We start from the raw sequence: 21,881 nt of genomic DNA, 5'->3' as shown, positions 1-21,881 counted from the left end.
TGTCGCGGCCATCACCCCCAGGACGATTAGCGGTGCATTCACCGCCGACAACAAGGTCTACGACGGCACGACTAGCGCCACAGTGCATGGCGGTCTCGACAGCAATACTGTCGTGGCGGGTGATGACTTGAGCGTCACCACCAACGGCCTTTTTGCCGACAAGAACGTCGGTCAAGGCAAAGCGGTCAGCGTCCTCGGCAGTCTGACCGGAGCCGATGCGGGCAACTATCAATTTATCGCTCCGAGTAATGGCAGCCTTGTCGCGGCCATCACCCCCAGGACGATTAGCGGTGCATTCACCGCCGACAACAAGGTCTACGACGGCACGACTAGCGTCACAGTGCATGGCGGCCTCGACAGCAACACTGTGGTGGCGGGTGATGACCTGAGCGTCACCGCCAACGGCCTTTTTGCCGACAAGAACGTCGGTCAAGGCAAAGCGGTCATCCTCCTCAGCAGTCTGACCGGAGCCGATGCGGGAAACTATCAGTTTATCGCTCCGAGTAATGGCAGCGTTGTCGCCGCCATCACCCCAAGGACGATTGGCGGTGCGTTCACGGCCGACAACAAGGTCTACGACGGCACCACCACCGCCACAGTGCAGGGCGGCCTGGACAGTAGCACTGTCGTCAGGGGGGATGACCTGAGCGTGACTGCGAACGGCTTCTTCGCCGACAAGAACGTAGGTCAAGGCAAGACAGTCGCCATCAGTGGCAGCCTTAGCGGCGCTGACGCGGGCAACTACCAATTTACTGCCCCGAGTAATGGCAGCGTCAACGCTTCGATTTCCTTGGCTCCGTTGAGGATCACGGCGAACGATCAAGATCTGTTTTGGAGCGGTCGTCCTTACTCGGGAGGTAATGGCATCCGTTATGACGGATTCGTCGTGGGGGAGAACAAAAGCCAACTAGCCGGCCTGCCACTCAGCTATGGTGGCTCGGCCCAAGGCGCGATTGATCTTGGAAATTACTCTATAGCGCCCCTCGGACCACTCACTTTCGGCAACTATATTATCGGATACGAGGATGGCCGCTTGCGTATCATGTCCCCTCCACTTACCTCCGATCTAGTGCCTCCTCCTGCGGGAGAAATTGAACGTGGCCTGAGAGGCGCCGAGGTGCCTGAATATTTGGAAAGCAAGTCGATACAACAGCTGGAGGGGGGGCAGTTACTAAATGGCCGATACAGGTTGCCCCTTAATTTTGCTGCAGGCGGCTTCATTCATGTAGATGAGCAGCTTGAATAAACCCTTGGGACGTTCTCAAATGCCTCACTGCTTGCAACGAAAACGGGAGGGGGCTTAGGCACAAAAATATCGCCCGCCTTTTGAGTGCTGGCAGAAAAACTAAAATTGTCATCTCTATATCCGCTTTACATCCCTTTAGCTCAAAAGTATTAGTGCCTACAGGCTGATAGTCTCCCAAGCGCCCACGTCCGGATCAAGTTCTCGATCTGGATGTTGGCGATGGGCACAGCACCATCTTCCAGGTAGCGCGTCAGCGCAACCAAGCGTTTAAGGCTGAGCTCTCAGTAACAAGTTCGCGTTGGGCCAGCATCCACTCATGCTGTTTTTCAGAGAGGGTCACCGCCGTTTCCTGGCTTAATCGCCAACGGTCTTCGTCGCTCATTTCTTTGGCGTGTCGCTCGACTTCTTACATCCTGCCAATGGGGTGAAGCGCCCTCTCCGCCAACCGGCTTTTTTCTTCTCCACATGCAGGTCGAAGAACTTGAGGCGCATGGGCCATGCCGCCGATTTCGGGGATGCCCAGCTCGAAGCTGGCCTTCTAGCCGGCAAAGTCATCGCAGACCTTATTGCCATTTGAGAATGGCGTGCTGCTTTAGGCACAGAGTAAGGGGGGGCTCTCCAGAGTCAACATATATACCGGCGTTTTATCGGCGTGGACTACGCGCTGAGCCGGTACTGCTTTACGCAGTGGGGCTGAAGCTGAACAGCGGTTTGACGCAACCGCTACGCCAGGGGTGAGCACGAGATGGCCACGCCCGCACGGCTCAAGATCTTTTCCTATCGATAGAACGCGCGAGGTCGGCAAACTTAGCCACCATCACGTGCGCCAGCAGGCCCGCATTGGGGCTGCCCTTGTCAGCCATCGGGGCCGGGATCAATGTTTCGCACTGCCGGCGTGCCCATTTCCCACGCACATGCTGTTCGATGGTGAACACGCTCGGCGTTTAGTCCAGCCTCTCGCTGACGTCTTCACCTATGCGCTAAAGCAGGCTGCCGCAAGCGCGTTAATGTTGTCCTGCTCGTGATGGCTTACAGTGCGCAGGAGCGACGACTGCGCGCTTGGGCCACTTTCTTGGCTCTGATTGAGCGGATGCTAGTTGAAGTGCTTTTAACTCGTTCTAGATGGCTTCGAGGTCGGTATTGAGCAGGCTGTCTTGCGCCGGGCTGATTGGCTCGCTGCGCCTGGCAAACTTGTGCCGCTTGAGAATGGCAATCTCGATAGTGAGTTGCTCGATGATAATTTTATTACGATGAATTTTTCTGTTCTGGGTAATGATCTTCGACATCAACTAGCCCAGCTAGCGTGCGCAGTTTTTCGTAAGTCATTTGGTCGAGATCCGGTAGGGAGGTCATTCCACGATCTTACCAAAGCACGCAGAGTGCTACAGCTAAAAGGCAGCTTTTTTAAGCAATGCAATTGCGCCACCAACACCGACTCGTTGCCAGGGCAATCCAGGTACTGGCGCTCGGAGTTGTTGGCGGTTGAGTCGGCCACCATCCTACAATGGATGCCCGGCCAATAAAACCTCCCTTATATCAATCGCTCTGCCGCTGCCGCGTCAGTGATGGCACGCATGTCAATGGGCTGGGTAGCATGCCAGATGGAATCGATGCGAATCATTGGGCCAAGCCACGAATAAAAACGTGGAGCCTTCCGGAGCCGAGGTAAGCTATTTTACTGTGAAGGGTTTATCGCCATGATGCAGCGAGATGAAAAACATCTCATCTATTGCTCGCCTTGATACCGTTTTTACGGGAAATAAAGCCCGAAAAGTTGCAGTGGGGGATCCCGGTAAATCGGTAGCCACTTGCGGATAACATTGGCGTTAATGCCGTCATGGATGGCAACACTGGAGATCATCGCTCCGTGCGGCGGACATTCCGGGACGACCTGAGCTTTGAATGGTTCGGGGTAAGACGCTCATTGGCGAATGAAAGTCCTTATTAATGCTGTCTGGTAGTGTTTTGACTGGACCTTACACTTATTCGACCCAGCAAAAATTTGGTTGAAGCCAACTGACATTGGGGGAAAATCCATTGCTGTCTGACCCTCATGGTTTTATTCCATCGTCCAACGCAATGTTTAGTTACGAGTTTTAATTTCCAGCCCAGACTGATTTCTATAGTAAAGAGCGATCGTTGGTTCTAACTTGGATCGAGTAAGTAGAAAGCCCTTGGCCTGCCATGACAGATACGCAAGTTATACGGCAGTGCATCTCAGTGAAAAGCACCCATACGTGTACTTGAAGCCCAAACCCGGAATTTTCCGGGTCTTTTTTTTTTGAGTTCGACATAAGCTTGACGTCAATCAGGTAGTGCAAGACTAAACAGTTACTAGATTTATTATTTATAGGTGTCAATTCAATGAAAGGTTTTACGCAACTTATTGGTTTTTTTGTTTGCTTATTATGCTCGACGTTAGCCAGCGCGAATGTAATGGTTTATCCCATGGTCGTGAAAATAAACCCTGTAAATCCAAATAAAAATCAGTTTAAGATTTTTTCAAAGTCAGACAAAACACAGTATCTAAAAGTATATGTGGCAGAAGTTGTTGATCCAGCAACTCAACAGGAGCATGAGATTCCAGTATCTATCATGAGTGGTACAGGCATCGTCGCTTCGCCGCAAAAAATTATTCTCCCCTCGGGAGGAGAGCACATCGTACGGGTACGTACGCTATCTACTCCGAACAAAGAAGTTCTATACCGCGTTTATGTCGAGCCCGTTACGGCAGAGGATAGTAAGTACGAAAATAACGATGCGGCAAGTGTAGGGGTAAACTTAACATGGGGCGTGCTGGTGTATAGCCCACCTATCAACCCTTTGAGTAGTCTGAATGTAAATATGAAGGATGGTAAGCTTGAAAATACTGGCAATATTCACACTTGGGTAAAGGATATTTTACTATGCTCAGACAGTACCCCTCAAAAATGTGAAAAAGTTAAAATTGAAAAGAGCTTGTATCCTGATCTTTCAATGCTGTTACCAAGTGTGAATTTTACTATAAAGTCTGTCGTCGTTCAGTACAAAACTCAAGAGTCTGACATGAAAACCCAGCGTTGGGATTTCTAGTAAGTCAGGTGTGCGATTGCCTGCTAAAAAGTCGCAACTACTAACCATTATATTGAAGGTGTATTTATGAGAAAGAAAAAGTTAGGTCTTACTTTCGCGTTGGTTGCATCAAGCTTGATTGCGGCGAATTCACAAGCTGCGGAAACCAATATTACTGTGACCGCTAATGTAGACCCGACGCTGTCCTTGACACAGGCAGACGGAACCGCCATTCCGAAAAGTTTGGAGATGACATACATTCCAGGCAAAGGACTTAGCGATTACATTCTGCCCGTAAAGATTTTTACTAACGACACATCAAAAAATATTTTGATGCGCTTGAATACTACGCCACTGTTAGTTAATTCTGTAGATTCTAGTAAGACAGTACCGTTGACTGTCAGCTTTGGAGGGAACGCACTGAGCACCTCCTCCGATGCAACCATCACTGGTTCTAGTATTGTGTGGGATAGCAATGGTGGGTCTCCCTCACAAGAGCTAAAAATCAAACAAACACAACTGGCAGCTTTAACAGGTGCCGGGCAATACTCTGGCACCGTGGGAATTGTAATTACCCAATCAGCTGCAACAACCAAGCCCTAACTAATACGAGAGTTTAAAAAGTGGCCGAGCTGGCTGATTTTTTTCAGGCCTGTGAGGCCACTTTTCCTAAGTATTCGAAAGCAAAATGAAAAATAATTTTTTATTAACTATAAAACACATTGCTTCCGGTGTGTTATTTTTTTTAGTTTTCTCTCAATGCTTAATCGCGGGTGAAAAAATACCTGAGGGTTTTACGTCTTTGGATCAAACTCAACAACTGTTATTGGATGTCTCAATTCCAGGGAAAAAAATTGGCTTGTTTCTTGTCGACGTCGACGCCGAAACGGTTACTTTTGAGAGACCACAGGCTTTGTTAGATCTAATGCCGTTATCTGCCAATCTATCGTTGGCAGAGCGCAAACAAGTACTCGCTGAATTGTCGGCACCTCACAAGCGTAACTCTCAGCTGGCATGCGAGGGTGGTGTTCAGGTCAATGGCTGCGGTTATATTCAAACTGATTCAGTCGCATATATATATGACGAGACCAATCAAGCTGTGTCAATTTTTTTGAATCAAAAATGGTATGATTTAAAAAATTCTCACAAACAACCTATTTATTTTCAACCCTCAGCAGATTTGAAAAACGCGTTTATCCATAGACAAACCGTCAACTATGCCGCAAATAGCGATTACAAAAATCTTTCAATAAGCGGTGTTGGAGCATTGGGAGTAGGTGAGCGCGGATTCCTGGGCATGGCTTGGCGATACTTGGGAGCCGAGTCATCTCGGCAGAACGTTAGTGAAACGTACCTTGATCAGTTTTATTATCGCTATGACATAGGTAATCGATATTACGTTCAGGCCGGCCGTATGGACCAACGTAATCTCTCAAGCAACCTAGGGGGCGCGTTCGGCTTTTCCCTTTTACCCATCGGAACCATGGATGGCTTAAGATTGGGGACCACCGAGGCGTACTTGAATCAGGCTGCAAAAAGCGAGGGAACCCCTGTCAATCTAATTTTAACAGTTCCCTCGCGAGTTGATGTTTACCGTGGCAACCAATTGCTGGGCACCAACTATGTCCAAGGTGGATTTCAAAATATTAGCACAGCCGAGTATCCAGACGGTAGCTACCTGCTTACGTTAAAAATCTTTGAAAATGGTCATCTTGTACGCACTGAAACCCAGCCATTTTCAAAGTCTGTAGCCGGTATGGGTAGCGCGGGCGATTTTCAGTGGTTTTTACAAACAGGAACGGCTGAAGACCAGACACACCAAAATAATGGCTCAGGGCAAACTAAAAAAAGTCCTACTACGCTCGTGGGTGCGCGCCTAAATACAGGTTTCAATACAGCCACAACTCTTGGCGCCGAACAAGTACATAATGTTAGATATGCAGAATCAAAATTTGAGTGGGCCCTGCCTACACGGTTTGGTAACCTGAATACGACAGCCAATTTCTTTTATGGCTCTGATGGCAGTCGTGGTGATACGCAGCAGATCTATTGGAATGATGGGCTTAGTGCAAGCGTTTACCGCTACAACGTGAGCACTCCAAGTTGCGATACTGACAGTTATCTCAGTTGCTACCAATCTGTCAATGCGACGGTTGGCACTAACCTATTAGGGTGGAATACGACGCTGGGTTACACCGTATCAAAGACACAAAATCGACCAAGCCGCGTGATGAGTGGGAGGAACAGTGAAGTTCAAGTCGAACGATACAATGGTACGTACATAAATGAATATGGCTCCCCCCTTAACTCGTTCTCAAATCGCTCCATACAACTGAATTTCAGCAGGTCGTTTGTTAGAAACAACTGGATCTATAATCCTCGCATCTCTCTTTATCAGTCTCAAAACGGGCAGCTTCGGGATAACGGTATGACACTTTCATTGACGCTGTCTCGTCGTACTCCTGCCACCGACACCGGTCGTACCGACTTCCAGTCTGCCCAAGCCTCGTTGACGCAGAGCAAACAGCAGCCGCGGCAGGAGAGTTATCAGTTCAGTCATGTGAGCAGTTGGGAGGATAGCGGCTATCGGGAGGTCGGTGCCAATGTAACTACTGATAATGAGAGCCAGCGCGGTATCACGCTTAATGGCCGAGCTAACACGGGCATGGGCCGTTTCAGCGGCACAATCAGTCAAAATCAAGGTGTCTCCCAAACCCAAACGGATATGAGTGGCCAGTACTCTTCGTCATTTGCAGTCGCACCTCACGTATTCGTATGGGGTTCTGACGATGGCGGGTCTGATCCGCTTGGCGGAGTTGTCTTTGAAGCACAGGTGCAAGGCGGTAGTGATGCCGAGCATCAGGCAGTGGCCGATATTCAAATGCCGGGAAGCTCCAAAACCACAGTGCATACCGGAGAAAAAGCTTTTGTTCCAATTGAGGGGTTTCAGAACATAAAAAGTCATGTTGAAGATTCAAGTACTCGCACAGGGGATGGTATTTCTAGTGTAGAGCAAGGTTCTAGCGAACAAAACTGGTTTATGCAACCTGGTAAATTGGGGGTTAGAAAGCTAACAGTCAATATTCAATACACTTACTTGGGTCAACTATTAGTCAATGGGAAAAATCTATTGTCGGGAGGAATGATTTTGAATGCTACAGTTCCCGATATTAATGAAGATGGTAGTTTTATAGCTGAGTTTAATGGTCAGCCTCAGCATCTCTATGTAGTGAAAGAACGGGTACTTTACCAATGTCCCGTAAAAATCTTTAAAACCGTGAATGGATTACGACAGCTAGGAGCTACTGAATGTAAAATTATTGCTGAAAAAGATTTGCCAATAGATATTAAGTCTTTATCTCGCGTAGCAAAGATATTAAAAAGCACCATGTCCATTACTAAGGCGTAATAGCGCTTATTAAATTATAGCCTAGCATGATCAAGAGACTAAGATCTGCCTTAAATTATGAGTTGCAGCAAGTCAGAATCTTCAATGAGCCTTGACCCCTTGAAAATACCAAGGCAATCACATGTAATCCTGACGCATCGCTCAAAACCTTGCACGGCACTCCAAGTCCCAAGCATGATATTTTTGAGGCTTAAGTTATCTTAGCTCATATGCCATATGTGACGATGCTCAGCTTTAATTAAGTATTATCGCAAAAAAAGCCTTAAATCTCATGAATACCGAGCAAAATCATTATGTTTAACTCAAGAGAAATTCAGCCCCGCTTAAAGAGTCAGGGATTCAGTATTAGCGAAATTGTCAAAGCTTTGAGTTGTTCTGAATTCAAGGCATATTATCAACCTAAAGTCGAACTTTTTGGCCTAGACCTTTCCGGACTTGAAGTACTTGTCCGCTGGAAACATCCTGAGTTAGGAGTTCTCACGCCTGACAAATTTCTTCACACTGTTATCGCCGGTGGCCTATTGAATGAAATGACGCGGTCTTTATTAGATCAGGCGTTAATTTTCCAGAAAAGACTAGCATGTAGATCTATTAGAACGGCAATGGCGATTAATCTTGAGCCTAGCCAGGTAACTGACAGCGGTTTTATTAGAGCCTTTATTGCGCAGGCCAACTCTCACGACATTACAAATAATGCTCTAACAATTGAAATCACTGAGCGTGCAAATGAATCATTGTCTTTCCCAAAATTCGCAAGAAATTCCGCTAAGCTCAAAGCGGCAGGCTTTAGTGTTTCTATCGATGACTTCGGTATCGGCTATTCATCTCTTGAACGTGTTTGTAAAACACCTTGTTCGGAAATAAAAATCGACAGAGTCTTTGTTGAAAATATGTGTTCCGATGTTCAATATCGTAAAATGATTGAACTCATGGTTAATATTGGCAGCACCCTGCAGTTGAATGTGGTCGCGGAAGGGATAGAGACACTTCAGCAGCTTAACCTATTGCAAAGTCTCGGATGCCACCATGGTCAAGGCCACTTGTTTTCAGCGGCGCTTCCATCTGAGCAAATTGAGCAATGGTGTATAAAATGGAGTGGTTGTATTTTTCCTTAATTAAATCCGAATTGGTTACTGTCGGACTTAAGCCAGTCCTCTCATTTTATCAAGCATTATACGTACTTCTTTAATGAATTCTATCAAACTATCAGAAATCAAGACTGTACTGTTTTTTTCGATCTCTCGTTCGATTTCTTCTGAGCGGCGTGAGAGCTCGGTTAAACTAAATATACGTAGAGCACCACGTAAACGGTGCAATTGCTCGTGTAGTTTTTGTTTGTCTTGTTGAATTAATAGCTTTTCAATGTAGTTCAGGTCTGACTCGCTACTTTCAATAAAGCTAGGGATTAGATCGGTAAGCTCTGGACATTCGTCCAGTAATTCGAGCAAGGAAAGCCACTCACTAGGCTCGCCAGTTAAACACTGCGTTGAAACGGAAGTGATTTTCGAGCCGGGTAACCATTTATTCATGGCCTGACGCAATGTCTCTAGCCCAAGTGGTTTCAGCAAACACTCATCGATACCCGCGTCTATACAGCGTTGTTTCTCTTCGATCAAGACACTTGCAGTCATAGCCAATATCGGAAAATGCTGGGAGCCTTTTAGTTTACTCCGCACTTTTTGAGCTAGAGTGTAGCCATCCATGATGGGCATATAGCAATCGGTAATCAACATGCAGTGGGTTGACTCTTTAAACTGATGAAGCGCCTCGCTACCATTCGCAGCAATCTCACAGTCAAAACCCAATCGATCTAGCTGGCTTTTGATTAAGGCCTGATTAGTTGGATGATCCTCTGCAACCAAGATTAGTGGTCTTCCAGCAACCTCCGCAAGTGGACCATTTATCACATTGTTTACGGAACAGCCTAATAACTCGTTGCACACGTATACTACGCTACTCCACATGAACGGGTTGCTGGTCAACGCTGGATATCCGAGTCCCGTATCTTGCCATCCCGAGAGTATAGGAGTGGCGGTCACATTGACGCAGTGATCATGATGCTTCCGTTCAAGTTTTTTAATGTCATCAAAAAAATAAATATCGCAAGAGTCTGCTATTTGTTCTTCCGCCCCGAGGACAGAGGTGGCCCCAAGCGTCGATAGTAGATGAGTGAGTTCTTCTCGATCCTCATCGTCTGACAAGTCGACGCAAACCCGCCGGCCCAGTAATAATTTTTCTCGGCCATCTCTGCTAAAGGTACCTACCGGAAGCATAATTGCCACCCTCGTACCTACACCCACTTCACTGTCCAGCGACAGTTCGCCACCCATTAACTCAACCAGATGCTGACTGATTACAAGGCCTAATCCAGTTCCTCCGTATCGCCGAGTGATGGAAGTGTCTCCTTGAGTAAAAGGCTTAAAAATTCTTTCTTTTTGTGAGTTATCCATGCCCGGACCAGTATCCGAGACCGAGATGATAATCCTCTGGCTATCAGGATTCGAAAGCGTTACTGCGACTTTTAACGTAATTGTCCCAATGGCCGTAAATTTAATCGCATTACTTAAAAGATTCAGCAATACTTGACGCAGACGCATGTCGTCGACATTGATGGTATGAGCCAACATAGGGCTTATGGATACTCGTACTCGAAGGCCTTTTGCGTGTGCTTGGTGCGCCATCACTCCCATAACGCTGCTAAGCAACGTTCGCAGGTCAGTTTTTTGATTGTGCAGTTGAAGTTGATTGAACTCAATTTTAGAAAGATCGAGCACGTCGTTGAGTACAGTCATCAATGACTTCGCTGATTCATCAATCATCTGCATAATTTGCTGTTGATCACGACTCATAGACTTGGAGTGCAGTAACTCTAATAGTCCCAGTATTCCGTTCATGGGCGTGCGTATTTCATGGCTCATTGTCGCTAAAAATTGAGATTTCGCATTCGCAGCTTCTTCAGCAGCCTCCTTGGCTTTCGAGAGCTTGATCGATTTTTGTCTGGACTCTGTAACATCCACCCACACGCCATTCCAAGTTATTGTTCCAGAAGGCGTACTTTCAGGCACTGCATCAACGCGAACATGCATTTCTCGTCCAATTGCGCGGCAACGAAAGAACGCACGTAATGGTTGCAAATTAACGGCTTTGCGCTCCAGCTCAGCTAACAATGAGGTTAGATCCTCGGGATGAATGGCATCAAATAATAATAGAGAGTTATCTAATACGTCAGTGATATCGAGCCCTAGCAGTTCTTTTATAGATCCGGCAAGATAGGTAAATACCGGTAGTTGCCCGCGTTCATGAAGGGCCTCAAATACACCGACGGAAAGGTGGGTGGTGATCCTTTTAAGGCGTGCCTCCAACGATTTGCTTCGCTCATCGACCTGCCGAATATGGGTTATATCAACTAATGAAACCATCACTCCTGCTAATGTTAGATCTGCGCGATAAAAGGGTTTCATCCAGTATAACCAAGTCCGCACTCCCCCTTGTTCATCGCTCATGGTGAATTCCGAATGGAAGCTTTCGCGTTTTCTCATCACTTGTGTTGCTAGCTCATCAATGGTCACTGACCAATCACCAGGATAATGATAGGTTTCCAAAGTCGTTCTGCCGAGTAGTTCAGATTTTTTGATTGAAAATGCATGCTCATAAGCATGATTAATTAATAAATAACGTTTTTCTATATCCTTGACTACTACAGGATAAGGAAATGTTTCTATCAAAGCCTCACGCAATTGAAGTTGGTCAACAATAGTTTGCTCAGCATTACGTCGGTGGTGAATCTCTTTTTGTAAGCGGCGGTAAAATATAAATAACAGTGCCATAATAGTCAAAATCAAGAAAGCGGAAAACCAAAGCAGTTTCGTAAGAGCTATCCATGAGAGGCCCGGTTGCGGCGTAATATGCAACCATTTATTATTGATTTCTTTACGTCTTTCTTCGGGGATTGTACGCAATGCTCGGTTAATCAGCGGGAGCAACTTTTTGTAATTCTCTGTCACGCCGATAGACAAGTCATCAGAGATATCAACAGGTGCAACAATTTGTAGATCTCCTGAAAATTTCTCATTCATCAGTGAATTGATAATTGAAAGATTGCCAATGAAAGCAAACGCTTCTCCGTCTACTACTTTTTTCATACCCAAAAACGTAGAGTCAACAATCTCAACACTACTGTATGGCACAAGTGCTTTTAGTTGATCTCGAAGAAACAAAGGATCGGTGATAGCGACGGACTTACCATTGAGTTCAGATAGACGAGATACCCTCGCTCCAGAGGTGACGATAACATTGCTGAGCTTTATGAATGGCCGCGTGTACAGCACCTTAACCTGATTGCTTTCAGCATGAACCACAGGAAGAATGATATCCACCTGGCCTGATGCCATTTTGAATAACGCATCCTTCCAGCTATGTGTTGGAGCATTTTCAGTTTTCAGACTCAACGCTGACGTCACCTCGCGCCAATAGTCAGCAGATAAACCATCTGCCCCCCCTTGACTATCGGCAAAGGCAATAGGTTTCCAATTTGGGTCATAAGCGACTTTCAATGTCGGCAAATTGCTAAGATAGCGTTTTTCTTCGTCGCTAAGTAACATCGTTGAAGAGGGGTCATCATGCGCCATCCAGTACGACTTAAGTGTATCTATCTCATTTGCAGGTAGGCCTCGCAACGCTTTGTTAAGCACCGACATCAATAGAGAGTCTTCCTTTCGAACGGCGAAGTGTAAATTAGTCTCTACGTTTGGAATGGCGCGAGCCGTGAGGGGAAGTGCCAGTAAGGTAGGCAATATGGGATAACTGCCCATACCATCTTCAACGATAACGCTTGCGGCTTCTGAATTAATCAAGCTTATGGCAGAACTTAGGTCTTTTGTGGTCAAAAAAGAAGTATTGGGATGTAAGATCTTTAACCATTCCTCCGTAGTATCCCCCTCCACTATCGCTACTTTCAGGTCTCGCAATTTGTCAATAGATAGATGTTCGACAATATTTTTTGAACCCAATAAAATCGCAGGGATCTTAAAGTATGAATCTGATAGTGTCATACAGTCTAAATCACTATCGATTTTCGGCGCATCCACCACCACGTCAACACTTTTGTCACACAGAGCAGAATAAAGACTTGATGCCGATGAATACTTTTTGAAATTTAGCGTAACGTTTAAATTGTTTGCGATTTTAGATAGAAGTTCATTTCCATAATTATAGCTATCGGACATTTTATCTTTGTTCAATCCAATATCAACATATCCTACTACCCACGATGGGTTTTGCTTAACGTAGGCTTGCTCCGTCGTGCTAAAATCTGAATATGCCCCATAGCAATCGCCACAAACCGCCAAAGCTGTCAATATTGCGAATATTGCCCTTGACAAAATTGACGTGTATAGGGGCTCTACAGGTATCGGCAGTCGCACAGACGACCGATTAAAAATAGGAGTTGACATGCTGCCTAAAATCGTCATTGCCGATGATCATCCGATTGTATTGCTGGGTGCAAAAATTATAGTTGAAAAGCAAGGTCTTGGAGAGGTAGTTGGTACAGCTACAAGCCCGGAAGAGCTTGAAATCGTATTGAGCAATACGCCTTGTGACTTGCTTATAACTGACTTTTCTATGCCTCACAGTCAGCGCGATGGGCTGACCATGCTAGCTCGCATCCGACGTCTCCATCCTGAGTTAAGAGTGGTCGTACTTACATCTATTCAGAATCCAGGTTTAGTATTAAGTATATTAAAGCTGGGCGTAAGCGGTATTGTTGAAAAAAATGCTAATCAGCGCGAATTATTGGGGGCTATAAAGTGTGCGATGAAAGACAAACGTTATGTCAGTTCGTATTTTCGTTTAACGCTGGCCAATGCGTCAATATTGAATCTAGAAAACATACAAGTAAAACTATCGCCTAAAGAAATTGAGGTAATACGTCTTTTAGCTTCCGGTTCGACACCGACTCAGGTGGCAGAAAAATTATCAAGGAGCATTAAAACAGTTAGCTGGACTAAAATCTCAGCTAAAAAGAAATTGGGTGTTAACACAGATGCGGAGCTTTATCAATATGCCCGAAATACGTTGTTGAGCGACTAAAAATTCGTTCTTTTACTTTGCGAGCTTTGGTTAAATTCGGAAAATATTAACGAGTATAAATTTAATATGAGCCGTATAGGCAGTCGCTAACGATGTCCCTTTCTATTAGTTGCTTTAGCCTACAGCAGCTTAAATGTTATCAGATAAACCGGTGATGAGCGCCTGGCCGGCATTACCTTATGCATCTGGATAACTGGATTCGACTGCTGCAGTTTATCGTTGGCTTGGCCCAGCGGCTGAGAAAAACTTAACGCCGCTTCCTGGGTTAGTTGACCGCTAAAGCCGATTTACAAATGCCTTCACTGTCGTATATCGCCGAAATTGATTCCTGTTAAATGGGTAGTATTAATAGGTGCGGTGATATGTGATTTTCATCGATGTAATTAAGTTTGGTGTCCCCTGGAGTGCAATATGCCTGAACAGTTCTTCGGTGCTAATATATAGACATCCTGATCAGTCGACAACTCCGTAAAATATTTAATTTATATTCGCGTCAATAAGTTTAGGGGGCAAATGCAATTCTCTAGCATTCACCAATTTAAAAATTACTCGTCGATGGTGTAAATTTTATGCGTAATGTCCCGTTGTACTTTCCAATTGCTTGCTCTTTCTGAACTAATCTATTAGCCCTCAAGCTGAATTGCCAAGGAGTACAGTAGACGGGATTAGGTATTTTGGGAAGAGTTGTCAGCCTTGGTGTAAGCTGGCGGATGTTAGAAAAAATATGATCCTTGTTATTTTGCATTTTTATCGATGTATCCGATGATGTCGTAAGATTCGAAATCCATACTTCATAAGGAATTGAGTTTTTGAGGTCGGAGTTTGCACTCCGGCTTAAGTTTTTAATATAAAAATTATTATCTTTAGAGTTGGGGTCTGACATGGTGATCGAATATTTTTCGCTTTGTGCGTTAAAACCATCGTAAAGGCACGCCTGCACGTCGACACGACCATGTAATTCTGTACCGTTAGATTTCAAGCCTAGATCTATCGTAGGGTTGGCGGTGTTGTATTCAGGTAAATAAATCTGGATATTTCCTGAATCCAAGAGGTTTAGTGTTATGTTGGCTGTCCAAGTGGCGACAGGCGCGGTAGGTAGCCATGATGACTGTGTTAGCACTAATTTTGCCGTCCAAACTCCCCCAATCGGTAATCTTTTTATTTCTGAGCTTGGAATCCAGACATTGAGGGTCTTAAATATAAGTTCACTTGAGCCTACTGCGCCCGTCCCCCCCCAAGATGAATTCATCGTTAGAGAACTGTATCTGCCCCGAACTGAAAATACAACACTTTCTCCTGTTAACCGAATATTGCGTTTTATTTGCGTTCTTTGCTCTACGAACTGCAGTGTTATAAAATTGGTAACTTGAGCGCTTGAATATAGAGGAGCGCTTGCGCAAGCTCCTACAGCTTCATTTGACTCGGACTGACACAACCAAGACATACGTGAGTAATAATTTGAATCGTCGCTGGATGGTGGGTTTGAAGAGCCCTGTCCCCCAGACACATCCTTCCATATTGAGAAGTCGCCCGAAACGGCGTTTTTGTCGATATTATAGGTTACTGATTTCGTTCTACTTGCTACAGGTACAATAGGTGACGAAATAGCGGCTTCGCAACTTAAGCCATAAGCAGCTATAATTATCGAAAAAAATAATTTAAAGAATAATCCATGCATTTGCACTGACGCTCCGTCAATGATTCAGATAGACCAATAAGTCATAATCGTTATTGAATGTTAATACATTATAAGTTAGGGGCTTGCGGTAGCAAACCAGAAAAATCCGGATCTTCAGTATTATATCGTCAACCATAGATACTCGGAACAACCTCCAGCTATATGAAAAACTCCTCGCCATCTGACCTGAGACATCCATGAGCAGGATGAGCTAACGGGGTCTAGCCCATTAAACGGGGATGCGGCGGAAATCTTGGACTACCTGGAGGTAGTTCATGTATTCATACGAAGACCGCACCCGAGCGGTCGAGCTCTACCTAAAAGTGGGGAAACGCATTGGGGTAACGATTCGTCAGCAGGGCTACCCGACGAAGAACTCTTTGAAGAGCTGGCATGCAGAGTATGAGCGATGCCTCGACCTGCCGCGTGGCTACGAGACCTCGAAGTCGAAGTACTCACGTACCCAAAGGGAAAGGGCTGTCGAGTACTATCTCGATCACGGTCGCAGCATCGCCGCTACCGTCACGGCGTTGGGCTACCCTGCACGGGATTCGTTGCGTACCTGGATTTACGAATTGCACCCCGAGTTGCATGCGCGTGTCGTTGGCCGATCTGACGGGTTGGCCCGCCCAGCAGCGATGAAGCATGCAGCGATCATCGCGCTGTGCACGCGAAAAGAAAGTGCGAAAGCCCTGGCTGAAAACCTAGGCTTATGTAAGCCGACCTTGTACCACTGGAAAAACCAGCTACTCGGCCCAGAGGTATCTGCATCCATGAAACGCCGACTAGAATCCCCATCGTCATTGGAGCAAGAAGAGTTGGAACGACAACTCGAATCTCTCAGGCTCGCCCTGCGCCGTCTGCAGCTTGAGCACGACCTGTTGATGAAGGCGAATGAACTCATAAAAAAAATACGGGCATCGACCGGCAGATCCTGACCAATCGGGAGAAGACATTGCTGGCTGATGCCCTGAGACAGACGTACTCATTGTCAGAGCTGCTTGAGGCGTTGGACTTGGCCCGAAGTTCCTATTTCTACCAACGAGCCCGAATGCAGGTGGCGGAAAAATACACCGACGTGCGTCGTGCGATGGCAGACATCTTCGAGCGCAATCATCGCTGCTATGGCTACCGACGGATGAAGGCTTCGCTAAGCCGGCAGCGCGTGCATTTGTCAGAGAAGGTGGTGCAGCGCTTGATGAAGCAGGAGTGCCTGGTCGTCGCTAAGCCAAAACGGCGTCGATACGGTTCCTACCTCGGGGAGATCAGTCCCGCGCCGGAAAATCTTGTCAACCGGGACTTCACAGCGGTTGCTCCGAATGAGAAATGGCTGACTTACATCTCGGAGTTCCAGATCCCGGCCGGCAAGGTGTACCTGTCTCCAATCATCGACTGCTTCGATGGAAAGGTTATCAGTTCGTCGATCGGCACGCGTCCCGACGCCGAGCTCGTGAACACGATGCTGGATGCCGCTGTCGAAACGGTGGCCGGCAACGATAAACGGCCTGTGGTTCACTCCGATCGTGGCGCGCACTACCGCTGGCCCGGCTGGCTATCGCGCATCGCTGATGCGAATCTGACTCGTTCGATGTCGAGCAAGGGCTGCTCACCAGATAACGCGGCTTGTGAAGGCTTCTTCGGCCGGCTGAAAGCTGAGCTGTTTTATCCTCGCAACTGGCAGTCAACGAGCATCGAGCAGTTCATTCAGGCCCTAGACTTATACATTCGCTGGTACAACGAGAAAGGCATCAAGATTTCCCTCGACGCTCTCAGTCCCGTTGAGTATCGTGAGAGCCTGGGCTTCGCGGCATAACCAGTCCAAGTTTTTATCCGCATCCCCCGTTTTTCATATGTGGTTCTTTTTAGCCGGATTTTCAAGGCGTCACAGTTGAAAGCTGTTCAGTCCCAACTGCCCCAAAGCGTCTCTCCGATGATCAGCGCGACGAACGAAAGCCCGCATAGTAGGGGCCTCGTCGTTTTTGGAGTATCGAAAAATGGCGGTGGATATTTTGACTGCTGCCATCTAGAAAAAATCTGCCCCTCAGCCACGAATGTCGTATCGCTGTTTCGATTCTTATTTCAGTGCTCCTGAACGTGCTGTAACCTGGCGGAAAACCTTTGATCGATATTCTGCAGGCGCCTCTGAAGCTCCAGGTTCAGAAAACCTAGTAATGCGGGGGTCTAATTATAAATTAGCCTGCACCGCTTCTATCTTCAACAATAAGTCGCACTACTAATCCCGCAATTAGTTAACGGCTCAGCCCAGAATGATGGCAAGCAGAACGGGATTGTATTTCTGATAGGTCAGCCTCTTTGAATCGTTACCCTATGGGCAAATAAAAGTCGACGGCTACGCCCTGCCATCGTCAGGCATTTAGAAAGCCATGTACTGCAAATAGGATTTTTAATCCTAGTCCGATTTTTCGCTTAGTCCTCTGCCTTTATAATCCACCTCAAGAATATTTTTGACGCCCCCCCCCCTAGTGATTATCAACAGGCGGTTTTTCGAAGAGGTGTAGACATGACCATTCAATTCAAAAAAAAACTATATGCCCTAGTGGTAGGTTCGGCTACAGCACTGGTGGTGTCTTTCGCTTCCGCTACCGGTATGCAGCCTGAAACCTCGGTGGTGATATTGTACGAGGCCGAAGGTGAAACCAGCATTAATGTCAGGAACACAGACGGCACTCCGGCGCTGTTATATTCGACCATCGAGAATATTCCCGAAGACTCCGAGTCGCTGGTGTTACTTACGCCTCCCGTCACCCGTGTCGAGCCCGGAGACACCCAACTTGTGCGTTTTCTTCTTAAAGGCGGCGAGCCGTTAAAGACCCAGCGACTCAAACGCGTGATCTTTGAAGGCATCGCGCAAAAGCCTAATACTGAAGGTAGCGCGACAGTGGGTGTGAGCATGCGTCAGAACCTGCCGCTGATCATCCATCCCAAAGGCCTGGAGCGTAAACGCGAGCCATGGAAGCTGCTGAAATGGGACATTCAGGACAGCAAGCTGGTGGTGATCAACGACAGCGCCTACGTAGTGCGATTGTCTCAAGAGCTGGAGCTCAGGCCCTCGGGCAAGATGGTCGTGCTACCGCGCAGCTATGTCTTGCCAGGTGAGACGTTGAAAATGGCGCTGGAACCGCAGGCTACCCATTCAAGCTCCGTGACCATCGGTCCTGGTACTGTCTACGGCTTCTCTGTCGATAAGTACCAAGCACCTATTGGCACCACTGCTACCCGCTGAGCCTGCGTAACGGCCAACGCTTAGTGTTGGCTATGTCGGTCGTCTACTTAGCAGTCCAATGCTATGAAAAAGCCTATTCAGGCAGCCGCCAAGGCTGGCCGGTCCAAACTCGTGCCTGAACAAAGCCATCGCGTCTTCCAGCCAGTATTAGCACCGCTTACGTTTGCGATCTGGAGTGCCTTGATGCTCGCGCCGATTACCGCCATGGCAGATGCACTGGTGGAGTCGAAGCACGCTTCTGACGACTTCTTAGGGTTCGATATGGAAATATTGAAAGGTCGTGGTATTGACCCCAAGCTGGCAAAGTATTTTCGCGAGGCCGTCCGGTTTACCGAAGGGCGTCGCGCCGTATCGCTGGTGGTCAATGGGACCAAGCTAGGTAAGGTCGAAGCCAGCTTCGACAATCAGGGCGAGTTGTGCTTCGACGACGTATTGCTGGCCAAGGCTCGTTTGGTTGCGCCGGGGTCTCAGTATGTGTTGAGCCCGAAGGACGCGGTCGACAAACGCTATGATTTCGTTGCTGCCTACCCGCAAACCGAGGTAAGCCTGCGCCCGAACAAGGATGAAATTTTTTTGGTTGTGCCGCATAGCGCTTTGCTGGGCGGCGGTCCCGAGGCCTTGGATTTCAGCAGTGGCGGCACCGCGGCGCTCTTCAACTATGACGTCATGGCCATGCGTTCGGAGTTTGGTGCGCAGTCTAGTGATTACTTGTCAGCTTCGACCGATCTGGGGTTCAACATGGGTGACTGGATCGTGCGCAGCCGCCAGATACATACCAAGAGCGACGACAAGGCGACATTTGAGCACTTGTACGCGTATGCACAACGTACGTTCACCGAGCAAAAGGCCAAAGTTCAAGCTGGCCAGATCAATATCAACAACCCGCTTTTTTCAGGAGGCGCCATTACCGGCGTGCAAATCCTTCCCGAAACTGCACTGGTGGGGCCCTCAGGTTCTGGCGCACGGATAGAGGGTATTGCTCAGGCACAATCTACGGTAGAAGTGCGTCAGGCCGGTGGGCTGATCTACACCACAATCGTACCGGAGGGTCCATTCAGCCTGAGCGATATCCCATTGCTCAATAGCAACTCTGACCTAGATGTCACGGTGCGGAATATCAACGGCGTAGAACGGCATTTTGTCGTGTCGGCTGCTTCGTTTCGTAATGCCGTCACTGCCCGTCCGGGCTATACATTCTCTGCGGGCAAGATGCGTAACCAAGGCGCTGACGATGAAGATCAGCCCTGGGTCGTTACGGGTACTGGCACTTGGAGGTTGAGCGAAAGCCTGACCGCCATCAGCGGTCTGATAGTTGCCACCGATTATGAATCTATCGGATGGAGAGCGGATACAAGCCTGGCAAAAGACACCAGCCTAAGTGTAAGTAACGTGTATTCGAATGCCGCGAAGGAGGGTGTAAAAGGCACCAAGGCCAGCGTCACCGTGAGCAAGCGTTTAACCGGGAGCATATCGGGCAGTGTATCTGCCACCCAGCAGACCATTGGCTATCGTGATCTTTCCGACACCACCTTGCGCACCAATGGCGATTGGTACAACAGTCGCTACCAGAGCCAATACAGCTCTTCCCTGAGCTGGTCTAACGACACTTTGGGCAGCTTCAACGTAGCCGTTTCGCCAAGCCGCACCTTCAATGGTGATGTGACCAACCGCTTGGTAGGGTCTTGGGGGCAAACGTTCAAACATATCACCGTTTCCGCGGCAGTGGAGACCGCGTTAAGCGGCTCATCCAGTAATAGTGGCAGCAGCGACAACACCGTTTACGTCAGTGTCAGCATTCCCCTGGGCCAATCGCGCAGCGTACGGACCTACGCCAGCCGGCGTGGAGATAACCAACGACTCGGCGCGACGTACTCCGAAAGGGTCAATGACCAGCTCAACTACCGCTTGAGCACCGAGAGCACAGGTAACAGCGGCGACAACTACTCCACCGCTAACATGTCGACATTTTCTCGCTACACCAGCGTTGACCTAGGTTACGCCGAAGGCCCGGACAGCAAGAACTACAGCGGCCGTCTCTCCGGCGGCGCAGTCGCGCACAAAGACGGCCTAACCCTATCGCCATACGCAGTCCAAGACACCTTCGGCATCGTAGATGTGGGCGACCTGTCCGGGGTCAAGGTAACGACGCCGACTGGCCCGGTATGGACCGACAGCAAAGGCCAGGCTGTGGTACCACAACTCAGCGCCTACCGAGAGAGCCGCATCGAGGTGCAGACCAAATCGTTGCCCAAACGAGCCGACTTGCAAAACGGTTTCCAGACCGTCGACGCCGGACGCGGCTCGGTGAGCCGCGTAAACTTCAAGGTCATCAAGGCGCAACGCATCCTGATCAACGCCACTGATGCCGCAGGGCAACCGTTGCCCAAAGGCTCTTCAGTACTCGACGGCAAAAATCATTTCCTTACGACGGTCTTGGACAACGGCACCATTTTTCTTTCCAGCTCGGACCCGGCTCAAGTGCTGAGGGTTGCACTCCCGGATGAAAATTCCTGCGTGTTGACGATCGACTTCCCCAAGGACACTGACTATGAAGCTTTCTACGATGTTGCACCAGCGGTTTGCTATACGCCATAAGGCCCGTACCTATCGCGCGTGGCGGCTAGGTGCTGTACTCGCCTTGATTACCGGCGGTGCCTTTGCAGCCAATTGCGACATGCGACTAAGTAATCCTGAAGTGGATTACGGTGCACTTAACCGAGGTGAAATGGAGCTTCGCGGGAACGCCCCGATTGCACTCGGTACGCGGCAATTGACGCTGACAGCGGTGTGTCGCCAAGAGACTACTTTTGGGCTGCGATTTGAGGGACAAAGGTCGGACTCGACTAGCTACCGCTTTGCCGGTAAAGGGAATTTTACGATCAAGCTGAGTAGCGCAACGCTGGATGGTACTTCCGTGCAACTGGCTCAATTGAGCGGTGACGCAGTTGGTAAAGCGACAGGGGCATCGGCGGCGATCGAACTGCGCCCGAATGAAGCCGTTACGGCTATTGCACAAAATCAGCGAGCGGTCGGTAAAGTGTTTTTGGCGCAAATCGAAATTCGAACGTATATCTCTGAAGCAGAGACACGTGCGCGCGATATCACCACGCTTGAAGGTCGCGGAGCTTTGACGCTAGAGACACAATAAATAATTATCAAACTT

At 48.0% G+C, this 21,881-nt stretch carries 12 protein-coding genes and 1 pseudogene; 10 read left to right on the top strand and 3 right to left on the bottom strand.

Annotated features, from left to right (window positions below; all coding sequences use genetic code 11):
• Window positions 1-1,246: YDG domain-containing protein (locus Q7C20_RS22560; RefSeq protein ID WP_375070350.1), on the top strand; the 1,246-nt coding region annotated here is incomplete at its 5' end.
• Window positions 1,247-1,416: 170 nt separating this feature from the next.
• Here the strand turns inward: Q7C20_RS22560 and Q7C20_RS22555 are convergent.
• Window positions 1,417-2,599 (bottom strand): annotated as a pseudogene (locus Q7C20_RS22555) (transposase); the annotation flags it as partial.
• 1,011 nt (window positions 2,600-3,610) lie between these two features.
• Between Q7C20_RS22555 and Q7C20_RS22550 the strand changes: the two are divergent.
• From Q7C20_RS22550 to Q7C20_RS22535, 4 genes are all read left to right on the top strand, one after another.
• Window positions 3,611-4,318, top strand: a complete 708-nt coding sequence (locus Q7C20_RS22550) for a hypothetical protein (protein WP_375070348.1) — start codon at window positions 3,611-3,613, stop codon at window positions 4,316-4,318.
• 66 nt (window positions 4,319-4,384) lie between these two features.
• A complete protein-coding gene (locus Q7C20_RS22545; protein WP_375070346.1) occupies window positions 4,385-4,900 on the top strand; it encodes a CS1 type fimbrial major subunit in 516 nt (171 codons plus the stop codon).
• 85 nt (window positions 4,901-4,985) lie between these two features.
• Window positions 4,986-7,706 (top strand): TcfC E-set like domain-containing protein, encoded by a 2,721-nt coding sequence (locus tag Q7C20_RS22540; RefSeq protein WP_375070344.1) that lies wholly within the window; start codon window positions 4,986-4,988, stop codon window positions 7,704-7,706.
• Window positions 7,707-7,999: 293 nt separating this feature from the next.
• Window positions 8,000-8,821 (top strand): EAL domain-containing protein, encoded by an 822-nt coding sequence (locus Q7C20_RS22535; RefSeq protein ID WP_375070342.1) that lies wholly within the window; start codon window positions 8,000-8,002, stop codon window positions 8,819-8,821.
• 27 nt (window positions 8,822-8,848) lie between these two features.
• Here the strand turns inward: Q7C20_RS22535 and Q7C20_RS22530 are convergent, their stop codons facing one another.
• Window positions 8,849-13,177: an ATP-binding protein gene (locus Q7C20_RS22530; protein WP_375070341.1), complete on the bottom strand. Its 4,329-nt coding sequence runs from the start codon at window positions 13,175-13,177 to the stop codon at window positions 8,849-8,851.
• Between Q7C20_RS22530 and Q7C20_RS22525 the strand changes: the two genes are divergently transcribed.
• Entirely contained in the window at window positions 13,158-13,796 is a 639-nt protein-coding gene (locus tag Q7C20_RS22525) for a response regulator (protein WP_375070339.1), read from the top strand. The genes Q7C20_RS22530 and Q7C20_RS22525 overlap by 20 nt on opposite strands.
• 538 nt (window positions 13,797-14,334) lie before the next feature.
• Here the strand turns inward: Q7C20_RS22525 and Q7C20_RS22520 are convergent.
• Window positions 14,335-15,474 carry a CfaE/CblD family pilus tip adhesin gene (locus Q7C20_RS22520; RefSeq protein WP_375070337.1) on the bottom strand — a complete coding sequence of 380 codons (1,140 nt, stop codon included), beginning with the start codon at window positions 15,472-15,474 and terminating at the stop codon, window positions 14,335-14,337.
• 275 nt (window positions 15,475-15,749) lie between these two features.
• Between Q7C20_RS22520 and Q7C20_RS22515 the strand changes: the two genes are divergently transcribed.
• From Q7C20_RS22515 to Q7C20_RS22500, 4 genes are all read left to right on the top strand, one after another.
• Window positions 15,750-17,287 (top strand): IS3 family transposase gene (locus tag Q7C20_RS22515; protein WP_375070335.1). Its coding sequence is split into 2 segments (ribosomal slippage): window positions 15,750-16,386 and window positions 16,386-17,287, totalling 1,539 coding nucleotides; the frame shifts between segments, so codons are not numbered across the junction.
• Between the two features lie 708 nt (window positions 17,288-17,995).
• Window positions 17,996-18,718, top strand: coding sequence for a fimbria/pilus chaperone family protein (locus Q7C20_RS22510; protein ID WP_375070333.1), 723 nt, complete (start codon window positions 17,996-17,998; stop codon window positions 18,716-18,718).
• Between the two features lie 63 nt (window positions 18,719-18,781).
• Window positions 18,782-21,313: a fimbria/pilus outer membrane usher protein gene (locus Q7C20_RS22505; RefSeq protein WP_375070331.1), complete on the top strand. Its 2,532-nt coding sequence runs from the start codon at window positions 18,782-18,784 to the stop codon at window positions 21,311-21,313.
• Window positions 21,267-21,866 carry a hypothetical protein gene (locus Q7C20_RS22500; RefSeq protein ID WP_375070329.1) on the top strand — a complete coding sequence of 200 codons (600 nt, stop codon included), beginning with the start codon at window positions 21,267-21,269 and terminating at the stop codon, window positions 21,864-21,866. The genes Q7C20_RS22505 and Q7C20_RS22500 overlap by 47 nt, the downstream gene beginning before the upstream one ends.
• Window positions 21,867-21,881 lie beyond the last annotated feature (15 nt).

Source organism: Pseudomonas sp. AMR01, from assembly GCF_041946035.1.
In the GTDB taxonomy this organism is placed as follows: Bacteria; Pseudomonadota; Gammaproteobacteria; order Pseudomonadales; family Pseudomonadaceae; genus Aquipseudomonas; species Aquipseudomonas antarctica_B.
This window is presented reverse-complemented; position numbering and strand designations above follow the sequence as displayed.

Coding starts and splice junctions, on each gene's coding strand:
- Q7C20_RS22550 (WP_375070348.1), top strand. CDS start 3,611: ATGAAAGGTTTTACGCAACTTATTGGTTTTTTTGTTTGCTTATTATGC.
- Q7C20_RS22545 (WP_375070346.1), top strand. CDS start 4,385: ATGAGAAAGAAAAAGTTAGGTCTTACTTTCGCGTTGGTTGCATCAAGC.
- Q7C20_RS22540 (WP_375070344.1), top strand. CDS start 4,986: ATGAAAAATAATTTTTTATTAACTATAAAACACATTGCTTCCGGTGTG.
- Q7C20_RS22535 (WP_375070342.1), top strand. CDS start 8,000: ATGTTTAACTCAAGAGAAATTCAGCCCCGCTTAAAGAGTCAGGGATTC.
- Q7C20_RS22525 (WP_375070339.1), top strand. CDS start 13,158: ATGCTGCCTAAAATCGTCATTGCCGATGATCATCCGATTGTATTGCTG.
- Q7C20_RS22530 (WP_375070341.1), bottom strand. CDS start 13,177: ATGACGATTTTAGGCAGCATGTCAACTCCTATTTTTAATCGGTCGTCT.
- Q7C20_RS22520 (WP_375070337.1), bottom strand. CDS start 15,474: ATGCATGGATTATTCTTTAAATTATTTTTTTCGATAATTATAGCTGCT.
- Q7C20_RS22510 (WP_375070333.1), top strand. CDS start 17,996: ATGACCATTCAATTCAAAAAAAAACTATATGCCCTAGTGGTAGGTTCG.
- Q7C20_RS22505 (WP_375070331.1), top strand. CDS start 18,782: ATGAAAAAGCCTATTCAGGCAGCCGCCAAGGCTGGCCGGTCCAAACTC.
- Q7C20_RS22500 (WP_375070329.1), top strand. CDS start 21,267: ATGAAGCTTTCTACGATGTTGCACCAGCGGTTTGCTATACGCCATAAG.